Raw genomic sequence first — 24,534 nt, 5'->3', positions numbered from 1 at the left:
GCTGAAACAACCGGAAGAAACTATAACTTCAAAAAATAATAAAAAATAAAATCCAATGGGAAGAGCGTTTGAATATAGAAAAGCTACAAAACTGAAAAGATGGGGCCACATGGCCAAAACATTTACTCGTCTGGGCAAGCAAATCGCTATTGCAGTGAAGGCTGGAGGACCGGAACCGGAAAACAATCCGACTTTGCGTTCGGTTATCGCCACTTGCAAGCGCGAGAATATGCCGAAGGACAACATTGAGCGTGCCATCAAGAATGCGATGGGCAAGGATCAGAGCGAATACAAAGGAATGACTTACGAAGGGTACGGCCCTCACGGTGTGGCTGTGTTTGTTGATACGCTGACAGACAACACGACACGTACGGTTGCCGATGTGCGTTCTGTATTCAACAAGTTCGGCGGAAACCTGGGTACCACAGGTTCTTTGGCTTTCCTGTTCGACCATAAGTGTGTGTTCACTTTCAAGAAGAAGGAAGGCATTGATATGGAAGAACTGATTCTGGACCTGATCGATTACGGCGTTGAGGATGAATATGACGAGGATCCGGAAGAAGGCACTATCACGATCTACGGCGATCCGAAGAGTTATGCTGCCATACAGAAGCATCTCGAGGAAAGCGGTTTTGAGGATGTCGGCGGTGAGTTTACGTACATTCCCAATGACCAGAAAGATGTGACTCCGGAACAGCGCGAAACAATCAATAAGATGGTTGAACGCCTGGAAGAGTTTGATGATGTGCAGACTGTTTATACAAACATGAAGCCGGAAGAAGACGAAGAGTGATTTTTGTTGGATAACCGATAGGCAGGAGCTGTTTCAAATGCGTGAAAATGATTTGAAGCAGCTTTTGTCATATTCCGGTTCGTGATTGGCAAAGACAAATGTTGAATCGTATAATTGGCAGAGATGAAGATAAGCTATAAAACTCAGGGAACTTGCAGCACATGCATTGATGTGGAAGTAGAAAACGGCATCGTGAAGGATGTCCGTTATACGGGAGGCTGCAATGGAAATCTGAAAGGAATAAGTGAGCTGGTCAAAGGGATGCCTGTAGATGAAGTGGTCAGGCGCCTGGATGGGATTCGTTGCGGAAACAAAGAAACTTCATGCCCCGACCAGCTTTGCAAGGCTTTGCGCCAGTGTGCATTGGACGAAGGCCGGTGACGCAGGTGAGGCTTTCGGACACAAGGGCACAAAGTTCGGCGTATTTTTACTGGAACAGCTTGTTTGCGTTTCCTGCGGCTTTGTGCCTTTGCGTTCGTTTTTATGTGTTCTGATGGTTTGTCTGAAGAAGGATGTATCAGCCGATCTTGCTTATTTTTTTCAGCTTTTCTTCATCGATGATTTTTATTTTACGGCCGTCGATGGTGATGAGCTTTTCCGACGCAAAGTTCGACAAGGTGCGTATGGCGTTGGACGTTGTCATGTTCGACAGGTTGGCGAGATCTTCTCTTGAGAGGTAGATGCTGAGCGTGCATTGGTCTTCTTCTACACCGTATGTTTCTTTCAGGAACAGCAGCGATTCAGCCAGACGTCCGCGAATGTGTTTTTGGGTAAGGTTGACTGTCCGTTCGTCAGAAATGCCCAAATCTTTCGACAGTTGTTTGATGAAGAACATGGCCAGCTGGGCATTGTCGAGTATGAGTTCGACAATGACAGGCATAGGAATCAGACAGATGGTGCACGGCTCGAATGCAGCCGCGGCAGTTACGAAATTTTCTTTGGCAAAATACGCCCGATAGGCGAAATACTCCTTGTTCTTGATGACGCGGATAATCTGGCTTCTCCCGCCTACTCCGTCTTTGTATATTTTTACTTTTCCGCTCAGCAGGCACATCAAGTTTTCCGGCGTTTCCCCCTCGCAATAAATCGTTTCGTTTTTTTTGTATTTTTGAATTGTAAAGTTCTTTGCGAGCAACTCTTTTTGAGCTTGCGTCAAAGGTTGCCATAAATCGGGTATGCTTTCGGCAATTTCAGTTTCTGTTAGTTCCTTTTTTACCATAAGATGTTACAAAACCATGTTATATGGCACAAAGGTAGTAAGAATATCTTTAAAATATTCTTTTTTCATTGTAAAAAATGCCTTTAAAATGTGGCTTTGTTATATATTTGTCACTGATTATGTGCCGAATCAGAATTTTTAACATATTGGCTTTGGTGGCAGCGCTGGCGTTTGGCTTCATTGCCGTTCCGGCGAGAGGGGGAACGTTTGGCAGCGGGAACAATAATTCCCGGATTACACCCGATTCGGTGTTGAACCATATATTTGACGCCGCTGCGGAACATGCCTCGAAGGTGAAAAGCTATAAGAGCGAGTTGTATCTTAAAGGCAACCTGAAAGTGCATAAGCAGAATCGGATAATCAAATATTTGCCGTCGATGTTCCGCCTTGAAAAGGGCGTGAAGGAGTATCTTTATGAATCGGTCAGCGACCTGCATTTCACGGCTCCGAATATTATAGACCGGAAGGTGAGGGCCGTGTCTACCACGTTTCCCAGCGTGCGCGGAGAGGCTTTTGACATCATCGACTATATGCGCTTCAATATCTATGCGCCTTCGCTTATGGGCGACCGCCTTATATCGCCGTTCAATCGTGAAGCGCGGATGCATTATCGCTATGCGTTGGAGGATGTGGTGTATCAGGCTGGCGGACCTGTCTACAAGATCAGGGTTACTCCGCGGTACAAGAGCACGCAGCTGGTTGAAGGGGTGATATGGGTTTCGTCGGCCGACTGGACCATCCGTTATCTGGATTTGTCGGGGAAATATGATCTGGTTGGATTTCGGGTAGCGATGCAAATGGGCAATACGGAAAAGACCAGGTATCTGCCGGCTGTGATGGATCTTGACCTGCATTTCAAGTTTCTCCGCAATCACCTTGAAATGCGCTATACGGGATGGATGAAATATACGGAGGTAGTGTTCCGCAAGCCGGGCGAAGAAATTATACCGCGGAAAAACAAAAGTGATTATGACTTGACCGCTTCTTACACGCTGACTTCTGACACCAGCAGTCTGGTCATGTCGAGAGATTCGTTCGACCGTATCCGTCCCATTCCTTTGGAAGCGGCGGAGGATTCGCTGTACAAAAGCCTGGATTACAGGCTGCGGACGCACAAGGCTGATTCCTCTAAAGCCGAAGGGCCGCTGAAGAAAAGTTTTGTATTCTGGGGACAGATCGGAGATGCCCTCATCAGCAGCTATAACGTAGACCTCTCGAAGGTGGGCAACATATCCTGTTCGCCTATCATCAATCCCCTGCTCGTGAGCTACAGCCACCGCAATGGAATCTCCTACCGGCAAGTGTTTAAGTACAATAAACTGTTTCATGACGGCAAGCTTCTGCGTATTGCTCCGCAAATAGGCTTCAACTTTACGAAGAAGGAATTGTATGGAAAGGTGGATGTGGAGTATGTGTACAATCCGGCAAGACACGGTGCCTTTGAGCTTCATGCCGGAAACGGTAACCGGATTTACAGCAGTGTGGTGCTTGACCAGCTGGAGCAGATGCCTGACAGTACGTTTTCTTTTGACGGACTTGAACTTGACTATTTCAAGGACATCTATGTGGACGTGTCGCACAACTTCGAGATTGTCAACGGCCTTCGTCTGTGGACCGGACTTTCGATGCACTGGCGTTATACGAAAAGCACGCCGGAAGTGGAAACGCGGGTCCGTTCCAAATACAACAGTTTCGCTCCCCGCATCCGTGTGGAATGGACTCCGGGCATGTATTACTATATGAACGGAAAGCGGAAAATCAATGTCGGCTCTCTTTATCCGACTTTCATGCTGGACTATGAAAGGGGCATCCGTCTGTTGAAGAACTCGGGAACATACGAGCGGATAGAACTTTCCATTGAGCAGAATATCCGTTTGCGCAATGTGCGCTCACTTTCGTATCATGTAGGTGGGGGTATGTTTACAGACCAGTCGGATATGTATTTCGTCGATTATGCGCATTTCTCCAATCTGAATCTTCCTCAGGGGTGGAATGATGACATCGGAGGAACTTTTCAGACGCTTGATGGCCGCTGGTATAACGCTTCAAGCCATTATATACGGGGAAACTTTACTTATGAGGCTCCGTTTATTCTTCTTTATCCAGTGAGCAAGCTGCTTTCGTTTGTGCAGAAGGAGCGCATCTATGCGGGCGTTCTTTTCATGCCTCATCTGAATCCTTATTTGGAATTCGGATACGGCTTTGCCACGCATATATTCGATGCCGGTATCTTTATCGGAAATGAAAAAGGTAAATTTACATCTGTAGGATGCAAATTTACCTTTGAACTGTTCAATGACAATAACAGATGATGCCGGGATTATACCAGTTCATCGGATGTATAGCTTTGAGGCAGCGGGCGGCAGTTGTATCCTGATGCCATGATTTCCCCGTAGGCACCGGCCGAGCGGATGGCGAAAAGGTCGCCGCGGCGGGCCTTGTTCAGGTCGATGGCCTTTCCGAATACATCGGATGATTCGCAGATCGGCCCCACGACATCGTATGCCTCTGCGGGCTCTTCCGATGTGATGTTTTCGATTTTATGGTATGCCTGGTACAGTGCCGGGCGGATGAGGTCCGTCATGCCTGCATCAACGATGGCAAACTGTTTGTTTGTCCCTTGCTTTACGTAGATTACTTTTGTAATCAGGCTTCCGCATTGGCCTACAACCGATCGTCCCAGTTCGAAGTGCAGCGTCTGTTGCGGACGCAGCCGCAGGTGTTTGTGGTATGTTTCGAAATATTCGGCAAAAGCAGGGACAGCCTGTCGGTTCGGATGCATATAGTCGATACCCAGACCTCCTCCCACATTGATGTGTTCTACAATGATCTGGCGTGCATAAAGCTTCTCCTGAAGTTCGTTTATGCGGTTGCAGAGAGCGATGAAATCCCCCATATCCATGATTTGCGAGCCAATATGGAAGTGCAGCCCGCAGAATTTGACGTTCTTCATTTCCAGCGCACGGTCGATGACGTAATCCATGTCTTTCATGCTGATTCCGAACTTGTTTTCCGCCAGTCCGGTTGTGATGTTGGCATGTGTGTGTGCTCCTACGTCCGGATTGATCCGGAAAGCGATGCGCGCCGTCTTGTTTTTAGCTGCTGCAAGTTCGTTGATGACTTCCAGTTCGGGAACAGACTCTACGTTGAAGCAGAAGATATCGTAATCAAGTGCAAGGTTAATCTCCTTGTCTGTTTTGCCCACTCCGGCAAAGACAATCTTGCCGGCAGGGAATCCGGCTTTGATGGCCGCCTTGATTTCTCCTCCGCTTACGCAGTCGGCACCCAGTCCGCTTTCGCGTATGATGCTAAGGATTTTTGGATTTGCGTTTGCTTTCACGGCATAATGCACGTGATATTTGCCATATTTCCCGGCTTCGGAACTGATGGTCTTGAGCGTATTGCGCAGCAAGTTCGTGTCGTAGTAATAAAACGGAGTTTCCAGTTCGCGGAATTTGTTTACGGGGAATGTTCCTTTCATATGTCTTTAAATTTACTTGTTTTGTATAATGTATTGCTATAAGTCAGAACGCGTTGCCGCTTGTTCGCAGTAAAACGGATGTTTTATTGGCTCCGTTGCTTTGTGTCTGGTCCGGCGTAATTTCTAGCCGTTGAAAAGGAGGCTTTGCAAAAAGAGCGGATGATGCGGCAGTCAACCGTTTCATCCGCTCCGCATGTCACATCATGTGAGTGGTTTATTTGTGATTGAAAAGCACGTCGCTTAATGACTGGAGTGCACGTTGCTTGTCCGACTCACGGATCAGGAACGAAATATTGTAGTTGCTACCTCCGTATGAAATCATGCGCACCGGAATATCGCGCATGGCATCAAGCGCTTTGGCTTCGAAGCCGACATTTTCCCATTCTAAATCACCCACGACGCAGACAATGCACATGTCATCGTCTACCGTAACTGTTCCGTATTTTTTCAGGTCGTTTACGATTTCATTCAGGTGTTTGGTGTTGTCTATCGACATCGACACACCCACCTCGGAAGTGCAGACCATATCAATGGCTGTCTGGTAGCTTTCGAATATCTCAAAGACCTTGCGGAGGAATCCGTGTGCAAGCAGCATACGGCTTGACTTGATTTTAATTGCCGTGATGTTGTCCTTGGCGGCAACAGCCTTGATCTTTCCCTTTTCTGTGTCGTTTGAAATCAGCGTTCCCGGAGCCGACGGTTCCATCGTGTTGAGCAGGCGTACAGGGATATTTGCATATTTGGCTGGCTGTACACAAGTGGGATGCAGGATTTTTGCTCCGAAATAGGCCAGTTCTGCAGCTTCTTCAAAATGAAGCTGGCGTACCGGCGACGTTTTGTCCACGATACGCGGATCGTTGTCATGCATGCCGTCGATGTCAGTCCAGATCTGGATTTCAGAAGCATTGATTGCCGCTCCGATAAGTGAGGCGGTATAGTCGCTTCCGCCGCGCTGCAGGTTGTCGATTTCTCCATAAGCGTTGCGGCAGATGAATCCTTGTGTAATGTATATTTCATATCCGGCGTTCGCTTCTAGCTGCGCGTCAAGCTTTTCGCGGATATAAGTCAGGTCAGGTTCGCCGTTCTTGTCCGTGCGCATGAACTCAAGCGCCGGAATCAGTACGGCTTTCACTCCCTGTTCGCACAGGTAGTTGGTAACCATGTTCGTAGAGATTATTTCTCCTTGAGCCAGGATTACTTTTTCTTCGAACAAAGTGAAGATATCTTTGGTGTATGAGCGAATATAGTCGAATACAGCTTTGACAAATTCCAGGGTCTTCTGTTTATATTCTTCCGTAGAATATAACTCATCAATATGCTGTTTGTATTTGGCCTCCAGTCTGTTGATGATTTCATTCGCGCCCTCTGGATTTTTCTTGTACAGATAATCCGAAATTTCAACTAGTGTGTTGGTTGTTCCCGACATGGCGGAAAGAACTACAATTTTCTGTTCGCCGTCAGTAATTAATTTGGCAACATCTTTCATTCTTTGTGCAGAACCTACCGATGTTCCTCCAAACTTTAAAACTTTCATTTTACGTTTCGAATTTAATTGTTTGTGAATATAATTTGCCGCAAATTTACGAATAAATTGCTGATTGCCGGTTTTTTCGGGTAAAAATCATTTCCTGCTTTGTCTTTTTTATGAATTGTGCATTGGATTGAAGCGGTGTTGTTCGCACCGGTATACTTTCCCTGGAAATTCGTTCAGCAGATTCAGGTTGTGGGTCGTCATGATGATGGCCGATCCCTGGCTGCATATTTCTTTCAGCAGTTCCACGATTTTCCGTCCGGTTTCCGCATCCAGATTGCCGGTCGGTTCATCAGCGAGAATAATGTCCGGCCTGTTGAGTATCGCCCGCGCAATGACAATGCGCTGCTGTTCTCCTCCCGACAGCTCGTTTGGCATTTTGTATCCTTTGGTTTCCATGCCTACTTGTGTCAGCACTTCCTGAATCCGGTTTTCGATTTCCATCTTGTTTTTCCATCCGGTCGCTTTCAGAACGAACTTCAGGTTTTCATACACAGTCCGGTCTGTCAGCAGTTGGAAATCCTGGAAAACGATTCCCAGCCTTCTTCGGAGGGAGGGGATGTCTTTTTGTCTGATGCTCTGCATGTCGTGTCCCAGCACGTTGGCCTCGCCCTGCTTTATCTCTACTTCTCCATAGATGGTTTTGAGGAATGTAGACTTTCCGCTTCCCACTTTTCCGATCAGATAGACGAATTCTCCTTGTTTCAGTTCGAAGTCGATTCCTGTCAGGATAATCTGGCCTTGAAGTTCGATTTCTACATTTTTATACGATATGATTGTCTGGTTCTCCATATTCACACCCGAATCAATGTTTTTTCCAGGTTGCACTGTGGCGTTCTTTCAGTTCCCGTGCCAGGTCTTCGATGCGGTAGCCTTTCGAGGTGAGCAGCACGATCAGGTGGTAAAGCAGATCTGCTCCTTCATAAATAAGCCGTTCGTCTGTGCCGTTGCATGCTTCGATGATTGTTTCCACGGCTTCTTCGCCAACTTTCTGTGCCATTTTGTTTACGCCCGACTTGAAAAGGCTGGTTGTGTATGAGTTTTCAGGCATTTCTTCGTGGCGTTTGTCTATGAAGTCTTGCAGTTCTTTCAGAAACATGATGTCCTGCTCATTTTTTTCTCCCCAGCATGTATCCGTTCCCTTGTGGCAGACCGGTCCGCACGGATTTGCCATGACCAGCAGGGTGTCGTTGTCGCAGTCGGCTTTGATGGACACGACGTTCAGAAAGTTTCCGCTTTCTTCCCCCTTGGTCCAGAGGCGTTTTTTCGTGCGGCTGAAAAAGGTTACTTTGCCTGTTTCGACAGTCTTTTCGTAAGCTTCTTTATTCATGAATCCCAGCATCAGTACTTTCTGTGTGCTGTTGTCCTGGATTATGGCCGGAATCAGGCCGTCCATTTTATCGAAATCTAGTTCCATCATATATGTTCTGTTTTTTAATTATATTCTTATGTTGATGCCTTCACGGCAAAGATACTTTTTTAGTTCGGGTATTGGAATTTCTCCGAAGTGAAAAACGCTTGCAGCCAGTGCCGCATCGGCTTTTCCTTTTGAGAAAGCGTCGCGGAAGTGTTCCATTTTTCCGGCTCCTCCTGATGCGATGACAGGTATTGTGAGCAAATCAGAAAGTTTTGCCAAGGCTTCGTTGGCGTATCCTGTTTTCACTCCGTCATGGTCCATGCTGGTGAAAAGTATTTCTCCAGCCCCGCGGTCGTTGGCTTCGTGCGCCCATTCGAAAAGCTGCCGTTCGGTTTCAACCCGTCCCCCGTTGAGGTAACATTTCCATCCTTGTGGGGTTTGTCGGGCATCAATGGCCACGACGCACACTTGCGAGCCGAAATGTTTGGCGATTTCGTCTATAAGCTGCGGAGAACGGATAGCGGCTGAATTGACCGATACTTTGTCGGCTCCGGCATTCAGAAGCCGGTCTACGTCGGCAAGTTCGTTAATCCCTCCTCCTACGGTGAACGGGATGTCAATTTCCGAAGCGATCCGTTTGACCAGTTCCGTGAAGGTCTTTCTGCCTTCATGACTGGCTGTTATGTCCAGATAAACCAGTTCGTCGGCACCTTGTGCGCTGTAAGCTTTTCCGAGTTCCACCGGATCGCCTGCCTGGCGCAGATTGACGAAGTTGGTCCCTTTCACTGTCTGTCCATCCTTGATGTCCAGGCATGGGATAATGCGTTTTGCTAGCATGGCCGGTTTTATATTATAATAGGAGAGAGGTCAGTTCCTTCAGCCGGATCCGTCCCTCATAAATTGCTTTTCCGAACACGACGGCAGGGATTCCCGCCTCGTCCAGTCTGTATATATCATCAATGTTGCTCACTCCGCCGCTTGCTATCAGGTGGATGTCAGGATGAGCTTGCATGATTTCGCGGTAGAGGTCGGTTGCGGGGCCTTCCATCATGCCGTCCCGGCTGATATCTGTGCAAAGGACCTTGCTTACTCCTTTGGTGATGTACCGGGCAAGAAAATCCATCAGTTCCGTTTCGCTTTCCTCTTTCCATCCGCTTACGGCAATTTTGCCGTTTTTTGCATCTGCTCCCAAGATAATGCGTTCGTTTCCGTATGTCTTGAGCCATCTTTCAAAGAGTTCCGGGTTCTTTATGGCAATGCTTCCAAGCGTGACCATTTGTGCTCCCGAATCGAAAGCGATGTGCAGGTCGTCATCGGTTTTGATTCCTCCTCCAAAGTCGATAGTCAGTGACGTGTGTCCGGCCAATTGTTCCAGTGTCCGGTAGTTGACTATATGTTTTGAGGCGGCTCCGTCCAGATCTACCACGTGAAGACGTTTCAGGCCGTTCGCTTCAAATTCTTTTGCCACTTCCAGCGGATTTTCGTTGTAGACTTTTTTTGAGTCGTATTCTCCTTTGGAAAGGCGGACGCATTTTCCGTCGATGATGTCAATGGCAGGTATCAGTTCAATCATGTTGTGCGGATTTTAGGTGGTTGTTTAAAGATTCAGAAAGTTGGCCAATATTCTTGCCCCCGCCGTCCCGCTCTTTTCCGGATGAAATTGGGTGGCATAGAAATTGTCCTTGTGCAATGCGGCGCTGAATGGAAGGATGTATTGGGTGGTTGCAGCCGTATATGCGTTGAGCGGTACATAATAGCTGTGCACGAAATATACAAACTCTTCTTTGTCGAAGCCTTTGAACAAATCGCTGCCTGTGTCTTGAATCGTGTTCCATCCCATGTGCGGAACTTTATCTTCGTGTCTTTGCGACTGGAACTTTTTCACGTCAATGTCGAACAGCCCCAAGCAGTCTGTGTTTCCTTCCTCTGAGTGCCGGCAAAGCAGCTGCATGCCCAGGCATATTCCCAGTACCGGTTGTTTCAAGTCTTTGATGAGCTGATCCAGTCCGGTTGCCTTCAAATGCTTCATGGTTGTTTCTGCTTCACCTACTCCGGGAAAAATCACTTTGTCTGCTCCTCGCAGCGTTTCTTTGTCTGCTGTAATCGTTGGTTCTATGCCCAGTCTTTTCAGCGCATAGTCTACAGAAAACAGATTTCCGGCATTGTATTTTATGATAGCTACCTTCATAGTTGGTCGACTTTCCTTATTAAAATAAATATGGTTGCAAAAATAACGAATTATAATTAATGTGCTAATATTTATGACATAAAGTTTGATTTAAATCCGTTTGTTTTGACAAAAAAGCTGGCTTGCTGTTTGCGGGAAGAAAGAAAAGAGTGATTTTCCGGAAAAAATAATGCCAAAAATATTGCAGATACGAAAAATAGTTGTACCTTTGCAACCGCAATCGAGAGAGAAAGCAGCAAAATCAAAACTTAATGGTGCGTTAGTTCAGTTGGTTAGAATACATGCCTGTCACGCATGGGGTCACGGGTTCGAGTCCCGTACGCACCGCAATAAACATTGAAAATCAATGTTTTACAGAATAAACGCCCGATTTTACGCCCAAAAATGTAAAGTCGGGCGTTTTCTTATTTAAAGGATTATGGGCTAATCCCCCTGCTTTTATACATTTCGTCTATTTTGTCTAATAATGAAATGTTTGCCTTTCGTTGCTCCATTTTGCTTCTCAATGATTTTGCCTTTTTCGTTTTTCCTGTCGCAAGACACAACACATACAAGCCGATTGGAGTAGCCCAAAAGACTTTTTGTTTAGACCTGACATGAAACAGTTCAATCAGAAAACTGTGCATTGATTGATTGTCCTTTATTAAATCCCATAAATCATTCAAGCATTTGATGTCGTTTAATAATGGCAGGACTTTCTCCTTTATTGTGGAGCAAATCAAGTCTTTTACCGGTGAACAATTCTGATAGGGGCGCAATGTGAACCAATAATCACCTTTACCTATAATAGTCCCTATACGAGCTCTTATCGGACAATAACCTTCCAAAGGGAAATCACTGACTTTGTTAAACAAGCAGATTGCATAATCGCTCCAAGTTACACCAATATTGATTGTAAAATCCCATTGATTGAAATAACGATTAAATCCCCACCCGTCTTTTTGTATATTGATACACCAATCTAATTCTCCTGCATGAGCATGAAAATTATTGCCTTTCTTCCTAAACCCTGCGGATTTCAAAAGAGGAGCGATGCCGTTTTTGACAATGTAATTGAATTGTTCCTTAATATTTATCTTTTCTTCTTCTGTCATATCAACCGTAGATTTTATTTATTTTTCCATGTGCCGGTCGAGCAGTTGCAGGTCTTCCGGAGTGAGGCTGCCGCTTGCCACATATCCGTCGAACCCGTATTCTTCCCTGAGCTAACATTCAAGCGTGCGTCCCCAGCGCGGGTCGCGCACCACGTCGAGGATGGATGCGTATACATTGGTATAGCCCAGCGTTGGATGGCGTTGATGGCTTTGGTATGATTGCCGTTCTTGTTGAGGTCTGTCCATCCGTCGTGATAGATGTTCTTGCGGCTTGTCTGCGCTGAGCCTGCCGTTCCGAGCAATAGCAGCAGCATTTCTGTCCGATATCCTGTTCTCATAGTGTCGGTCTTCTTTTGTATCTGCAAAGATAGAATAAGTCCGCTGAAACCGGACTTCCGTCGAAGAATTACGGGTGGGGAAAGGAAAAGCCTCTGTGCGGTGCGGAATGCTGGATTGACTTTTGGTCGGGTAATTGTGCCCTGTGCTTTCTTTTTGTCCGGTTATTGCTCTTTCTGACGACCGGCCTTGTTTCCGTTCCGTTCCTTCCGGAGGGTGCTGAAGCCTGATTTTCGTTGGTTTTCCCCCTTCGTGACCAGTCAAAAAGAGGAAATCGGCCGGAAAATGACGGCTTGTTTTGCCAAGAATGAGCTGTTATTTTGCATGGAATGTCCCGTCATGCGATTGAAAATGTCCCGTCATCCGCTGGAATCGGTGAGGGAAACGGGTTTTCGGACGGCATTCTGCGGCGGATTTTTTCCAGTTGTCTTCTGTCTGCCGTCATCTTCCGCCTGTCTTTTTGTCGGGATGAAGAGGACAGGAGGAAACAGTGTTCCGTAACGGGGAGGTAGCTCTGCCGTTTGTCTGCCTGCGCTGCCGGAATGCTTGCATTTCGCTTTCGGGCAGATTGCCGTGAGCGTGTTTTTTAGGGTGGAGGCGGACGCCGCTCCTGAATATCCGATTCTCATCCGGCCGGAAAATCAAAATGTCAGATTGATATGTGATGGGATTTATAAACTTTCTTTGTATCTTTGTGTTTCAGAAACGCATAAAAATCAAAAGTGGCATATGAAACGTGTAATCAAACTTCTGATCTATTATCTTGCATATACTTTCGGCATCGGGTGGTTGTTTTATGGCGGATACATGATAGCGCACCGCACGCTTGAAATGCCTCCGGTCACGGACCCTGCTTTCTTCAATCTGAGCGTGTGGGCCCAGCTGCTCGCAACGCTGGCGGTGGGGATCCATCTGCTGGTGTGGGGCTATGTGAGGAGCGATGACCTGAAGCTGAACTTCCCCAATGCAGGCAAGGTGATGCTGGTTGCAGCCGTATTCATTGTCGGCATGGGGTTCTGGACGAATTATCTCACCGAACTGACCCGGCTTCCCGACAATCTGAAGGCTGTGTTTGAAATGTCGATGAACCATCCGGCGGGCATCGTTTCGATTGTTTTCCTGGCGCCGGTGGTCGAAGAGCTTCTGCTCCGTGGAGCCATACAGGGGCATCTTATGCGGATATGGAAGAATCCGGCGTGGGCGATCGTGCTTTCGTCGCTGATATTCGGACTGATGCACGGCAATCCGGTGCAGATTTTCTTTGCGTTTCTCACGGGAGTTGCGCTGGGATGGATGTACTGCCGCACGGGAAGCCTCTTGCCGGGGATGCTGATGCACTTCATCAACAACGGCTCGTCGGTGCTGCTCTATCACCTTTCGGGCGGTTCGGACGAAACCATGGCCGAGTCGCTCGGGACTTATGGGGCTGCGGGACTTGCGCTGGCGGGGGTAGCGCTGACCGTTCTCTGCGTCTGGCTTGTCAAGGCGCGTCTGGTGCCGCGTCAGATGACATGGCATGCCGCGGCTGGCACTGAAAAGAACAAGGAAGAAAATGAACTGACCCTGTAAAATATTCCGAGGCTTATGGAACCGAAAAGCAATTATTCGAAAGTGATGGCGGCGGTTTATCTGGTAATGTCCTATCTCGCCGCACTGGTGGTGCTGGAGCTTGTATGTTTCCTCACGTTCTATCCGCTGCTTGAAGGACACAGAGGATGGCAGTTGTTTTGCAGCATCGTCTGGCTCTATGCCGGGACGTATGTCTTCTACAGGCTGACCCGCCGCTATACCAAATGGTGGAAGAAGCTGGAGGGCAGGAAAAACGGATGAACGGAAATGTTTTTTGATTTCCGGGGCGATGCGTTATATAATATTTTCTTATATTTGCGGTTGTTAGTCAGAAAAAGATTTTATTATGAAAAATATTCGGTTCAAGGCGGCAGCGGCTTTTTTCCTGATGTCCGTTTCCTTGCCTTCTGTTTCAGCCCAGTCGCTCAAATCCCTGATGCGGATGCCGTTTGATGTTGTCGAGTCTAAATGGGAAATCAACAGCATCAACGGCAATCAGGAACTGAACTATTACAACAAGGATTTTTGTGACTACTATCTGTATCGCCAGCAGGACACGTCGTATGACTTGTCGCCGGGGAAAAACACCATCTTCACAATCCGCGAAAACGAAGCGTTCGACAATCCCTTCAAGAATGCCACCTACTATTCCTATTTCCGCGGGCGTTTCCCGAAAAAGTTCAACGTAGCCTTTCCATACGCGCTTCCGGTAAAGAACGGGGCGGAGGTGTCGTGGAAAACGGATCTGCGCGAGCCGTTCAAGACGCTGAACTTTTCCGTCCGTCAGGGAGATACCGTCTATGCCGTTCGCGGCGGAACGGTGTGCATGACCAACAACGAACGGCAGGTGCTGGTGTATCATTCCGACTATACCTTTGCCGCCTATCTGATGCTGGAGAAGAAGCTTGTGGATCCCGGTACGGAAGTCCTTGCCGGAGAGCCTGTCGGGGTGGCCGGACCAAGCGGCGTATCGGTTTCTTTCTTCTTTCTCGACGAGAACAAGTTTGAAGGGGGACTGGCATCGGGCTATCCTTACTCGCATTATATGCCGGTGTTCCGGACAAGCGAAGGAGATGTCCGCATGGAAGAAAACAAGACCTACAAGGCGGTCACCGACGATGCCCTTATCATGCAGGAGATGAGCAAGCGCGAGCAGAAGAAATACTTGAAGAACAAGAAATGAAACCTTTCCGAATCTTTATGAAAACGAACCGGGTATGGCTGCTGTGCTTTTTCCTCCTGGCTTCTTCTGCCAGAGCGCAATACATCCATGTGGATTATGCAGGCGACCCGCTTGAGGAGAAGGAACAGAAAGAGATTGAAGCGTTTTTGAAGTGTGAGGTGGCTTTTTATAGCCGTTTCGGGCTGCCCGATACACTGTCCATGAAACTTACGGTATTCGAACGCCGCAAAGATGCCATGAAATACGCTGCCAGCATAGGCATGTCTCCGAAGATGCCCTTGCAGAGCGTGAACGGAGTGTATAGCAAGAAGCGGAAAGAAGCAATCTTGTTTGGCAGGGAGAAGGGAAAGAAGCGCAGCCTGTCTGTCATTTACCACGAACTGAGCCATCACCTCACGCTGCAGGTGACGGACAACCGTCCGCCGGCATGGCTTATGGAAGGGCTTGCCGAGTATTTCGAACATTGCGAAATCAAGAAAGGCAGGCTGAAGCATGCGCTTACGTCTTATGAAATTGGCAGGATACGCACCATGTATATGCTGGGCGAAGTGACGCTGAAAGATTTTGTGGACTGCAATCTCAGCATGTTCATGAAAAGCCAGATGACAGACGAAGGCTATGCCTACATTCTGGCTCATGCGCTGACAACCTTCTGGGTAGAGAAAGTCCCTGAAGAATTGTTCGGCCAACTCATCAGGGACTTGCGTAACCGGGCAGACAAATCATCGGTGTTTGACAAGATCAATCGTATCTATCCCGGAGGGTTCAATAAGTTCGAGCAGGATTTTGCTCAGGAATTCATTGCCGGATAGCATTGTCGAACTCCCGGTGGAATACCGTTACGGCCTCAATTCCTTTCCGGAAGATGTCGAGCGGAAAGTTTTCGTTGGGAGAGTGGATGGCATTGCTCTCCAGGCCGAATCCCATCAGGATGGTCTTGATGCCCAGAATGTGCTCAAAGTCGCTGATGATGGGGATGCTTCCTCCGCGGCGCACGGCCAGCGGTTTCTTCCCGAAAGCCTGTGCGAATCCTTTTTCCGCAGCGCGGTAAGCCGGGTGGCTGATCGGGCAGACGTAGCCTTCGCCTCCATGCATGGGAGTTACGCTTACGGTTACAGATTCAGGAGCGATCGAGCGTATATGTTCGGCAAACAGCTTTGATATCTTTTCGTGCTCCTGATGGGGAACCAGCCGGCACGATACTTTGGCATACGCCTTCGAGGGAAGCACGGTCTTGGAACCTTCTCCCGTGTATCCTCCCCATATTCCGCACACGTCGAACGACGGGCGGCAGCTGTTCCGTTCCAGCGTGGAATAGCCTTTTTCACCTTTCAGAGCCTTTACTCCGATAGCGTCCATGTATTTCTGCTCATCGAAGGGAATGCTGGCAATCATTTCGCGTTCGGCTTCGGACACTTCCTCCACATCGTCGTAAAAATGAGGGACAGTGATGCGTCCGTCTTCGTCCGTAATCTGATCTATCAGTCCGCACAGTACATTGATGGGGTTGGCTACGGCGCCTCCGAAATGTCCCGAGTGCAGGTCGCGGTTCGGCCCTGTCACTTCAATCTCCCAGTAGGCGAGTCCGCGAAGCCCTGTGGTCAGCGACGGCAGGTCGGCTCCCAGCATGCTTGTGTCTGATACCAGGATTACGTCGGCCTTCAGCATGTCCTTATGTTCATGCAGAAAAGCGTTGAGGCTCGGCGATCCGATTTCTTCTTCTCCTTCAAGGATGAATTTCACATTGTGTCTGAGCAGGTTTTCGCGGACCAGGTATTCGAACGCCTTTGCCTGTATCATCGACTGCCCCTTGTCGTCATCGGCTCCCCGCGCCCATATATGCCCGTCACGCACTTCCGGTTCAAAAGGCCGGCTCTTCCAAAGTTCCAGCGGTTCGGCGGGCATCACGTCGTAATGTCCGTAGATGAGTACGGTCGGCGCGTCGGGGCTTACCCGCTTTTCGGCATATACCAGCGGATTTCCTTGCGAAGGCATGACCATCGCCTCGTCCGCTCCGGCTTCAAGCAAGAGTTGGCGCCAGCGCTCGGCGCACGCCAGCATATCTTCTTTGTGTTTGGGTTCGGCACTGACGCTCGGAATGCGGATGAGGCTGAAAAGCTCGTCCAGAAACCGGCTTTCGTTTTCTCTGATGTATTCTTTGATGTCCATGGTAATTATAGATGTGTGGTCTTGTTCAGCAGGTAGAAGTCGAGCAGAGTCATGGCAGTCATGGCTTCCACGATGGGCACTGCGCGTGGCAGCACGCACGGGTCATGGCGTCCGCGGGCCTTCAGTATGGTTTCGTTTCCGTTGATGTCTACTGTTGGCTGTTCCATCAGTACGGTTGCCACGGGCTTGAATGCTACGCGGAAATAGATGTCTTCTCCGTTGCTGATGCCTCCCTGGATACCTCCCGAGCGGTTGGTGCGCAGCCTGATATGCCCGTTGTCGTTATAGAATATGTCGTTCTGTTCGCTGCCCTTCATCTCCATGTCGCCGAATCCCCGGCCATACTCGAATCCCTTGACCGCATTGATGCTCAGCATGGCTTGTCCCAGAGCGGCGTGGAGTTTTCCGAACACCGGTTCGCCCAGTCCTATGGGACATCCTTTCACTACACAGCTGACAACTCCTCCAATGGTGTTTCCTTCCCCTTTGATCTTGAAGATATAGTCTGCCATTTCTTTCGCCAGCTCCTGGTCAGGGCAGCGCACCGGATTGTCTTCAATCCGTTCGAGGTCGTAGGCCGTGTAGTCTTTGTCGAGCTTGAACGGACCCACTTGTGAGGTGAATGCTGTAATGCGGATGCCCAACTGCCTGAGGGCAAGTTTGGCCAACGCTCCGCCAACGACCCTCGCGATGGTTTCGCGTGCCGACGAGCGTCCTCCGCCCCGATGGTCACGGATTCCATATTTCTGCGTATAGGTATAGTCGGAATGCGAAGGGCGGAACACCTCCTTCATGTTGTCGTAGTCGTTTGAGTGCTGGTTTGTGTTCCATACCACGAAACCGATGGGGCATCCTGTAGATACGCCCTCGTATATGCCGGAAAGAAACTCTACGGCATCTGCTTCCTTGCGTGCCGTGGTGATGGCTGATTGTCCCGGACGCCGGCGCGCCAGTTCGTTTTGGATAAAATCCATGTCAATGGCTATTCCCGCGGGGAATCCGTCGATAACGCCTCCTATTGCTTTTCCGTGTGATTCGCCGAAGCTGGTCAGACGGAATATATTTCCAAATGTATTCACGTTTTTAAAGTTGTTTGTAGTAATAATGTTTATCTGCTTTCCTTTCAGAACCGGCTTCCGGCTCCTCCTCCTCCGAAGTCGCCTCCTCCGAAACTTCCTCCTCCAAAGCTTCCTCCGCTGCCGCGTCCGCCTCCGAAACCTCCGAAGAACGGGCCTCCGATAAACGGACCGCCCCCGCCTCCACGGTGGCCGAGGTCATTGTCGTCTTTCTGCTCCTGTACCCGGTGTATGTATCCGCAGTGGGCGCAGCGGTATACTGTTTCTACTGTCCTTATTCCGGCGATGCGCGAAACGGTGCGCGAAGACACCTGGCGCAGCTTGTAATGACGGCATTTCGGACATTTCCTGCGCTGGCGGATAGTAAACCACAGCAGGATGGGAACGCCGGCAAAGCAGAATGCTAAAGCGACAAGCAGCAGCACGTTGTCAGAATTTTCTTCGGCAGGAGTCGGTGCGCCTTCTTCGTCTGGCAGCACCTGCCTCACGGCCTGTATGCCTGCAACCATTCCTTCGTCCCAGTCGCCTTTGCCGAATGCCGGCAGCATGTAGCGGTCTTGGATGCGTTTGCAGAGAGCATCAGGGAGAATTCCTTCCAGTCCGTAGCCGGTGGCGAACTGGATGCAGCGTTCGCCGGTGACCAGGAGCACCACCAGTCCGTTGTCTTTTCCTTTTTGTCCTACACCGTTGGTGCGTCCTAATTGGTAGGCGAACTCAAAGCAGTCGCCTCCCGCTATCTGTTCTACGGCCACTGCAAGCACTTGGATGCCTGTCTGTTGTTCCAGGGCATAGAGCATGGTGTCCATGACGGCCACAGCATGATCCGACAATACGCGGTCGGGGTTGCTGACGTAGCGCATCTTGTTCTGCAGATGCACCATCGGTATCTCCTTTACCGTATATTCTTTTGCGGCAAGAGGAAGGCAGCACCACACGCACAGGCAGCACCACAGTCCGATGAATGTCAACCGTTTCATAATCCCTGCTGGTTAGAACTTCACTTCGGGGGCTTTCTCGCTTCCTTCTTCTGCTTCAAAATAAGGATGCTTTTCAAATCCGAACATGCCTGCAATGATGTTTTTGGGGAAGTGTCTGATGGTGGTGTTGAATCCGCGTGCCGCTTCGTTGAATTTCCGACGTTCTACACTGATGCGGTTTTCAGTTCCTTCCAGTTGCGCCTGAAGTTCCTTGAAGTTTTCGTTCGCTTTCAGGTCCGGATACTTCTCCACGGTGACGAGCAGACGGCTCAGCGCACTTCCTACCGCGCCTTGCGCTTGTTGGTAGGCTGCCATGCTTTCAGGCGTGAGATTGTCTATGTCGATGTGTGTCTGTGTGGCTTTGGCACGCGCAGACACCACAGCGTCAAGCGTTTCCTTTTCGTGTGCGGCATATCCCTTTACTGTGTTCACCAGGTTGGGAATAAGGTCAGAACGCCGCTGGTACTGATTTTCCACGTTGCTCCATGCCGTGTTGACAACCTCTTCCTGGGTGACGAGCGAATTATAGGCAGACGCACACCACGCAACCAGCATGATGAGGACTGCTGCGATAATGATAGGGGTAATCCATTTCTTTTTCATATGTATGAATATTAGTTTCGTTGGCAAACATACATAAAAATCTCATTTTTTTCATACCTTTGCCGCTAAAATTAGAATGTTGCTATACTATATATGAAGAATATAAGGAATTTTTGCATTATTGCCCATATTGATCATGGCAAGTCGACGTTGGCCGACCGTTTGCTGGAGTACACGAAAACGATTAAGATAACCGAAGGTCAGATGCTCGACGACATGGATCTGGAGCGCGAGCGAGGCATCACAATCAAAAGTCATGCCATTCAGATGGAATATACCTACAACGGTGAAAAGTACATTCTGAATCTGATCGATACTCCGGGGCATGTGGACTTTTCGTATGAGGTTTCACGCTCGATAGCGGCCTGTGAAGGCGCATTGCTTGTGGTTGATGCTTCGCAGGGTGTGCAGGCTCAGACCATCTCGAATCTTTATATGGCACTTGAGCACGATCTGGAAATCATTCCGGTGATGAACAAGTGTGACATGGACAGTGCGATGCCCGATGAGGTGGAGGACGAAATCATCGACTTGCTGGGCTGCAAGAGGGAAGACATTATCCGTGCTTCCGGAAAGACAGGAATGGGGGTGGAAGACATATTGAAAGCTGTTGTGGAACGCATCCCTTGTCCGACGGGGGACGAGAATGCTCCGTTACAGGCATTGATCTTTGATTCGGTCTTCAATTCGTTCCGCGGAATCATCGCATATTTTAAGGTAGAAAACGGAGTCATCCGCACAGGCGACCATGTGAAGTTTTTCAACACGGGCAAGGAATATGATGCTGATGAGGTGGGCGTGCTAAAGATGGACATGGTTCCGCGGAAGGAGTTGCGTACGGGGGACGTAGGTTATATCATTTCGGGTATCAAAAGCTCGAGGGAAGTGAAGGTGGGCGATACGATTACGCACGTCGACCGTCCGTGTGCGGAAGCAATCGCCGGATTTGAAGAGGTGAAGCCGATGGTGTTTGCCGGTCTTTATCCGATAGAGGCGGATGATTACGAGAATCTTCGGGCTTCGCTTGAGAAACTCCAGTTGAACGATGCTTCATTGACTTTCCAGCCGGAATCGTCCTTGGCTTTGGGATTCGGTTTCCGCTGCGGCTTTTTGGGACTGCTTCATATGGAGATCATTCAGGAGCGTCTTGACCGTGAATTCGACATGAGTGTCATTACTACCGTGCCGAACGTGTCGTATATGGTGTATGACAAGCAGGGCGGCGTGCAGGAAGTGCATAATCCGGGCGGAATGCCAGACCCGACATTGATAGACCGTATCGAGGAACCTTATATCGACGCTTCCATCATCACGACTACCGACTACATCGGGCCTATCATGACGCTGTGTCTGGGCAAACGCGGCGAACTGGTCCGTCAGGACTATATTTCGGGCAACCGTGTGGAACTGCACTATAAGATGCCGCTGGGAGAAATTGTCATTGACTTCTACGACAAGCTGAAAAGCATCTCAAAGGGATACGCCTCATTCGACTATCATCAGGCTGGTTTCCGTCCGTCGAAGCTGGTCAAGCTCGATATCCTGCTCAACGGCGAATCGGTAGATGCGCTTTCTACGCTTACTCATTTTGACAATGCCTATGATTTGGGACGCAAGATGTGTGAAAAACTGAAAGAACTGATACCGCGCCAGCAGTTTGAGATTGCTATTCAGGCGGCCATCGGCTCGAAAATCATTGCCCGCGAAACCATCAAGGCTGTGCGTAAGGACGTGACGGCCAAATGTTACGGAGGCGACGTAAGCCGCAAGCGCAAGTTGCTCGAAAAGCAGAAGCGCGGAAAGAAGCGCATGAAGCAGATCGGTACGGTGGAGGTGCCTCAAAAGGCGTTCTTGGCGGTGCTGAAGCTGGATTAGTCGTTTGATAAAAAAGTGCGTGAAACGCTTCTTAAGCGTAAAAGGCATAAAATACAGGGTTGCCCGTTGGTGGAGTTAAATGAATGCGTATTTAACTCTGCCGGCGGGTTTCTTGTTTTTCAATGTCTGGTACGGAATCTTGTTGGCTTTGAATCAATGCAGATAATTCAGGATGCGCACAATCATTGCAGCATTGAGGTTGCTGTCTTTATGGGCAGCGGTGTGCTGTGAGGAATTGCGGGTAGAGTGTTGCGCCTCTGCCCTTTTGGAAGAGTAGCGCTCCGGCTTTTCTCTTCGTGGAGAACTTCGGTGGAATTAGCTCAGCATGAGGATGCTGTTTCCCTTTTTTAAACATTCTGCCGCCTGTTTGGGCATAAATTGTATTTTCGTAAAATATATTAATATTTCTTTGTTGTTGTTCACAATGAAAATTGTCTGCTTCCTATGTTATATTTTTGTGGACTTTTTAATAAAACTAAAGATATGAGAGTTTGTAAGGTAGTAATTTTAATGCTGGTCGTTGGCATGGCGGAAGGATTTGCATTTCCTTCCACAGTTGCAGCCGGTCAGTTGGGATGGTTTAAGAAGAAAAAGAAGGAGTCGACGGAACAGGTACAGAAGGCATCTCCCTACGAGGATCTTGTGAAAGGCAGCAAGGTTTCAAAAGGAATGTTTTCGGTGTACCAGAAAGGGAATGACTATTATTTTGAAGTCCCGGTTTCCTTGCTCGGAAAAGAAATGCTGGTGGTGAACAAATTGCAGCGTGTGCCTTCTGAGTTGAATGAGGCGGGTGTGAATCGTGGAGTGAACTATGAAAATCAAATGGTAAGTATCGAGTGGAATAAGGCGGACAATAAGCTTATGTTTCGCCAGCGCCGTCCGCTTCCTCTTGTTTCTCCCGAAGATGCGATCAGCCAGTCTGTGAAAGACAATTTTATTTCTCCGCTGATTGCGGGCTTTAAGGTTGAAGCTGTCAATGAAGATTCTACAGCGGTGGTCATTAAGGTGAATGATATTTACGACGGCACGGAAACCAGCATCAACAATGTGTTTACCAATATTAATCTGGGAACTTCTGCCATCAAGAATCTTTCGCGGATCTTGTCGATCAAGTCGTTTGCGAACAATGTGGTCGCCACATCCGAACTGACAACCAAGGTGACCGAGGGGACAACCAGTGTTTATGTGACGGTTGAGGTAAGTTCGTCGTTGATGTTATTGCCGGATGTGCCGATGCAGGGACGTTTTGACAATCAGAAGGTGGGGTATTTCACAAATCCGCTGTTGAGTTTCAGCGACCGCCAGCAGGGAACGGACAAAAAGCATTTCATCACTCGCTGGCGGCTGGAGCCGAAGCCGGAAGACCGCGAGGCTTATCTTTCCGGCCAGTTGGTGGAGCCGGCCAGACCGATTGTTTTTTATATTGACAATTCTACGCCTTATCAGTGGCGTCCTTATATAAAGAAAGGAATCGAGGAGTGGCAGGCTGCTTTTGAGCAGGCAGGATTCAAGAATGCGATTCAGGCCAGGGAGATGTCAGACAGCATTGCTATTGACGCAGATGATGTGAACTACTCTGTGGTGACATACGCGGCATCTGAAAAGAAGAATGCGATGGGACCGTCGATACTGGACCCGCGTTCGGGAGAGATTCTTGAAGCTGACATTATGTGGTGGCATAATGTGTTGTCGATGGTGCGCGAATGGATAACGGTGCAGACAGGAGCCGTTTGTCCGGCAGCGAGAAACGTACAGTTGCCGGACTCGCTGATGGGCGACGCTATCCGTTTTGTGGCTTGTCATGAAGTGGGCCACTCTTTGGGACTGCGTCATAACATGATGGCGTCGGCTGCCTTCCCGACCGATTCTTTGCGGTCTGCCACATTCACTTCGCGGATGAACTCAACATCTTCTTCCATCATGGACTACGCCCGTTTCAATTATGTGGCGCAGCCGGGAGATGGCGTAAAGGTGCTTTCGCCTCATATCGGTCCTTATGACAAGTTTGCGATAGAGTATGGTTACCGCTGGTACGGGAAGAACTCTCCGGAAGAGGAAAAAGACCTCTTGTATGACCTGTTGGGCAAATATAGTGGAAAACTCTACAAATACAGCGAAGCACAGGACGTGAGGGATGCAGTAGATCCCCGTGCGCAGAATGAAGACTTGGGAGATGATCCGGTGCGTTCTTCTTTGTATGGAATCGCTAACCTGAAACGAATCGTTCCGGAGATATTGAAATGGACGACTACCGGAGAGAAGGGCCAGACATACGAGGATGCTTCCCGGCTTTATTATGCCGTCATAAACCAATGGAACAATTATTTGTATCATGTGCTGGCCAATATCGGCGGCATCTATATCGAGAACACGACGGTAGGCGACGGAGTGAAGACGTATACGTTTGTGGAGAAAAGCCGTCAGAAAGAGGCGCTTCGTTTTCTGATTGATCAGGTGCTGACTTATCCGGCATGGCTCTTTGACACGGAAGTGGGGCAATATACCTACCTGCTTCGTGACACGCCGAACGGAGTGCAGGAAAACGCGCCCGCACAGATTCTGAAGAATGCCCAGGCATATATTCTTTGGGACTTGCTGGGGAATAACAGGCTGATGCGTATGATTGAGAATGAGTATGAAAACGGAAAGGATGCGTTTACCGTGGTTGAAATGATGGATGAACTTCATAGAAGCTTGTTTGGAGTGACTGAGAGAGGGGGAAATCCGGATGTGATGGAACGTTCGTTGCAGAAGAATTTCCTCGATGCCCTGATGACTGCCGCCGCCGAACCGGAGGCCGTGAAAATCAACAAGAAGCTGGCTGGAGGCCACTGCCTGTTTGCTTGCGGTGAAGCAGAGTGTTCAAATGGAGAGAGCGATGAACGGATGGGTGCTCCCCGCGTGCTTAATTTCTACGGAAGCCAGCTTACGCGGATCTCGGATGCGATATCGGTGAAGCGCGGAGAATTGCTGCGCATCAGGAAACTGTTGCAGAAACGCCTTGGAACATCGGATATGGCGGTGCGCTATCATTATGAGGATATGATTCTGCGCATCAATACGGCGTTGGGTATCAACTGATT

23 protein-coding genes and 1 tRNA gene are annotated in these 24,534 nt (G+C 48.9%); 10 read left to right on the top strand and 14 right to left on the bottom strand.

The window, feature by feature from the left end; translation table 11 throughout:
* Positions 1–55: 55 nt before the first annotated feature.
* Together QUW60_RS00965 and QUW60_RS00960 are read left to right on the top strand one after the other, a co-directional pair.
* A complete protein-coding gene (locus tag QUW60_RS00965) occupies positions 56–793 on the top strand; it encodes a YebC/PmpR family DNA-binding transcriptional regulator (RefSeq protein WP_289558129.1) in 738 nt (245 codons plus the stop codon).
* A 123-nt stretch (positions 794–916) separates the two neighbouring features.
* On the top strand, positions 917–1,174 hold the full coding sequence (locus tag QUW60_RS00960; RefSeq protein ID WP_289558128.1) for a TIGR03905 family TSCPD domain-containing protein: 258 nt from the start codon (positions 917–919) through the stop codon (positions 1,172–1,174).
* Between the two features lie 136 nt (positions 1,175–1,310).
* Here QUW60_RS00960 and QUW60_RS00955 read toward each other — a convergent pair whose 3' ends face one another.
* Positions 1,311–2,012, bottom strand: a complete 702-nt coding sequence (locus QUW60_RS00955) for a Crp/Fnr family transcriptional regulator (RefSeq protein WP_258336895.1) — start codon at positions 2,010–2,012, stop codon at positions 1,311–1,313.
* A 119-nt stretch (positions 2,013–2,131) separates the two neighbouring features.
* On the opposite strand from QUW60_RS00955, the gene QUW60_RS00950 reads away from it, so the two are divergent.
* Complete coding sequence (locus QUW60_RS00950) at positions 2,132–4,324, top strand: DUF5686 family protein (RefSeq protein WP_289558127.1); 2,193 nt, start codon at positions 2,132–2,134, stop codon at positions 4,322–4,324.
* Between the two features lie 8 nt (positions 4,325–4,332).
* Here the strand turns inward: QUW60_RS00950 and lysA are convergent, their stop codons facing one another.
* From lysA to hisH, 7 genes are all read right to left on the bottom strand, one after another.
* A complete protein-coding gene (gene lysA, locus QUW60_RS00945; RefSeq protein ID WP_289558126.1) occupies positions 4,333–5,493 on the bottom strand; it encodes a diaminopimelate decarboxylase in 1,161 nt (386 codons plus the stop codon).
* A gap of 214 nt (positions 5,494–5,707) precedes the next feature.
* Positions 5,708–7,027, bottom strand: coding sequence for an aspartate kinase (locus QUW60_RS00940; RefSeq protein ID WP_258336892.1), 1,320 nt, complete (start codon positions 7,025–7,027; stop codon positions 5,708–5,710).
* 108 nt (positions 7,028–7,135) lie between these two features.
* Complete coding sequence (locus tag QUW60_RS00935; RefSeq protein ID WP_258336891.1) at positions 7,136–7,816, bottom strand: cell division ATP-binding protein FtsE; 681 nt, start codon at positions 7,814–7,816, stop codon at positions 7,136–7,138.
* A gap of 13 nt (positions 7,817–7,829) precedes the next feature.
* A complete protein-coding gene (hisIE, locus tag QUW60_RS00930) occupies positions 7,830–8,441 on the bottom strand; it encodes a bifunctional phosphoribosyl-AMP cyclohydrolase/phosphoribosyl-ATP diphosphatase HisIE (RefSeq protein WP_289558179.1) in 612 nt (203 codons plus the stop codon).
* Between the two features lie 21 nt (positions 8,442–8,462).
* Positions 8,463–9,218, bottom strand: a complete 756-nt coding sequence (gene hisF, locus QUW60_RS00925; RefSeq protein WP_258336890.1) for an imidazole glycerol phosphate synthase subunit HisF — start codon at positions 9,216–9,218, stop codon at positions 8,463–8,465.
* A gap of 13 nt (positions 9,219–9,231) precedes the next feature.
* Positions 9,232–9,954, bottom strand: coding sequence for a 1-(5-phosphoribosyl)-5-[(5-phosphoribosylamino)methylideneamino]imidazole-4-carboxamide isomerase (gene hisA / locus QUW60_RS00920; protein WP_258336889.1), 723 nt, complete (start codon positions 9,952–9,954; stop codon positions 9,232–9,234).
* 24 nt (positions 9,955–9,978) lie between these two features.
* Positions 9,979–10,569: an imidazole glycerol phosphate synthase subunit HisH gene (hisH, locus tag QUW60_RS00915; RefSeq protein ID WP_258336888.1), complete on the bottom strand. Its 591-nt coding sequence runs from the start codon at positions 10,567–10,569 to the stop codon at positions 9,979–9,981.
* A gap of 253 nt (positions 10,570–10,822) precedes the next feature.
* On the opposite strand from hisH, the gene QUW60_RS00910 reads away from it, so the two are divergent.
* A tRNA-Asp gene (locus tag QUW60_RS00910) sits at positions 10,823–10,896 on the top strand.
* Between the two features lie 89 nt (positions 10,897–10,985).
* Here QUW60_RS00910 and QUW60_RS00905 read toward each other — a convergent pair.
* Both QUW60_RS00905 and QUW60_RS00900 read right to left on the bottom strand, forming a co-directional pair.
* Positions 10,986–11,663, bottom strand: a complete 678-nt coding sequence (locus QUW60_RS00905; protein ID WP_289558125.1) for a DUF4304 domain-containing protein — start codon at positions 11,661–11,663, stop codon at positions 10,986–10,988.
* Between the two features lie 14 nt (positions 11,664–11,677).
* Positions 11,678–12,001 (bottom strand): hypothetical protein, encoded by a 324-nt coding sequence (locus tag QUW60_RS00900; protein WP_289558124.1) that lies wholly within the window; start codon positions 11,999–12,001, stop codon positions 11,678–11,680.
* 727 nt (positions 12,002–12,728) lie between these two features.
* Between QUW60_RS00900 and QUW60_RS00895 the strand changes: the two genes are divergently transcribed.
* The 4 genes from QUW60_RS00895 to QUW60_RS00880 all read left to right on the top strand — a co-directional run bounded on the left by QUW60_RS00895 (position 12,729) and on the right by QUW60_RS00880 (position 15,563).
* On the top strand, positions 12,729–13,568 hold the full coding sequence (locus tag QUW60_RS00895) for a CPBP family intramembrane glutamic endopeptidase (RefSeq protein ID WP_289558123.1): 840 nt from the start codon (positions 12,729–12,731) through the stop codon (positions 13,566–13,568).
* A gap of 15 nt (positions 13,569–13,583) precedes the next feature.
* On the top strand, positions 13,584–13,829 hold the full coding sequence (locus QUW60_RS00890; RefSeq protein ID WP_289558122.1) for a hypothetical protein: 246 nt from the start codon (positions 13,584–13,586) through the stop codon (positions 13,827–13,829).
* A gap of 85 nt (positions 13,830–13,914) precedes the next feature.
* Positions 13,915–14,751: a M23 family metallopeptidase gene (locus QUW60_RS00885; RefSeq protein WP_289558121.1), complete on the top strand. Its 837-nt coding sequence runs from the start codon at positions 13,915–13,917 to the stop codon at positions 14,749–14,751.
* Positions 14,752–14,768: 17 nt separating this feature from the next.
* On the top strand, positions 14,769–15,563 hold the full coding sequence (locus QUW60_RS00880; RefSeq protein WP_289558120.1) for a DUF1570 domain-containing protein: 795 nt from the start codon (positions 14,769–14,771) through the stop codon (positions 15,561–15,563).
* Here QUW60_RS00880 and QUW60_RS00875 read toward each other — a convergent pair.
* From QUW60_RS00875 to QUW60_RS00860, 4 genes are read right to left on the bottom strand one after another with little or no spacing between them, the layout of a single operon-like run.
* Positions 15,550–16,920 carry a dipeptidase gene (locus QUW60_RS00875; protein WP_289558119.1) on the bottom strand — a complete coding sequence of 457 codons (1,371 nt, stop codon included), beginning with the start codon at positions 16,918–16,920 and terminating at the stop codon, positions 15,550–15,552. The two genes, QUW60_RS00880 and QUW60_RS00875, sit on opposite strands and share 14 nt — an antisense overlap.
* 5 nt (positions 16,921–16,925) lie before the next feature.
* Entirely contained in the window at positions 16,926–17,999 is a 1,074-nt protein-coding gene (aroC, locus tag QUW60_RS00870) for a chorismate synthase (RefSeq protein WP_289558118.1), read from the bottom strand.
* A gap of 44 nt (positions 18,000–18,043) precedes the next feature.
* Positions 18,044–18,973, bottom strand: a complete 930-nt coding sequence (locus QUW60_RS00865) for a TPM domain-containing protein (protein WP_289558117.1) — start codon at positions 18,971–18,973, stop codon at positions 18,044–18,046.
* 12 nt (positions 18,974–18,985) lie between these two features.
* Positions 18,986–19,576, bottom strand: a complete 591-nt coding sequence (locus QUW60_RS00860) for a LemA family protein (RefSeq protein ID WP_258336878.1) — start codon at positions 19,574–19,576, stop codon at positions 18,986–18,988.
* Between the two features lie 93 nt (positions 19,577–19,669).
* Between QUW60_RS00860 and lepA the strand changes: the two genes are divergently transcribed.
* Positions 19,670–21,451 (top strand): translation elongation factor 4, encoded by a 1,782-nt coding sequence (lepA, locus tag QUW60_RS00855; RefSeq protein ID WP_289558116.1) that lies wholly within the window; start codon positions 19,670–19,672, stop codon positions 21,449–21,451.
* A 525-nt stretch (positions 21,452–21,976) separates the two neighbouring features.
* Positions 21,977–24,532: a zinc-dependent metalloprotease gene (locus QUW60_RS00850; protein ID WP_434736826.1), complete on the top strand. Its 2,556-nt coding sequence runs from the start codon at positions 21,977–21,979 to the stop codon at positions 24,530–24,532.
* The last annotated feature ends 2 nt before the right edge of the window (positions 24,533–24,534 follow it).

Source organism: Bacteroides gallinaceum (assembly GCF_030373775.1).
In the GTDB taxonomy this organism is placed as follows: Bacteria; Bacteroidota; Bacteroidia; order Bacteroidales; family Bacteroidaceae; genus Phocaeicola; species Phocaeicola excrementipullorum.
The sequence above is the reverse complement of the archived record's forward strand: the minus strand, read 5'-3'. Positions and strand labels throughout refer to the sequence as shown.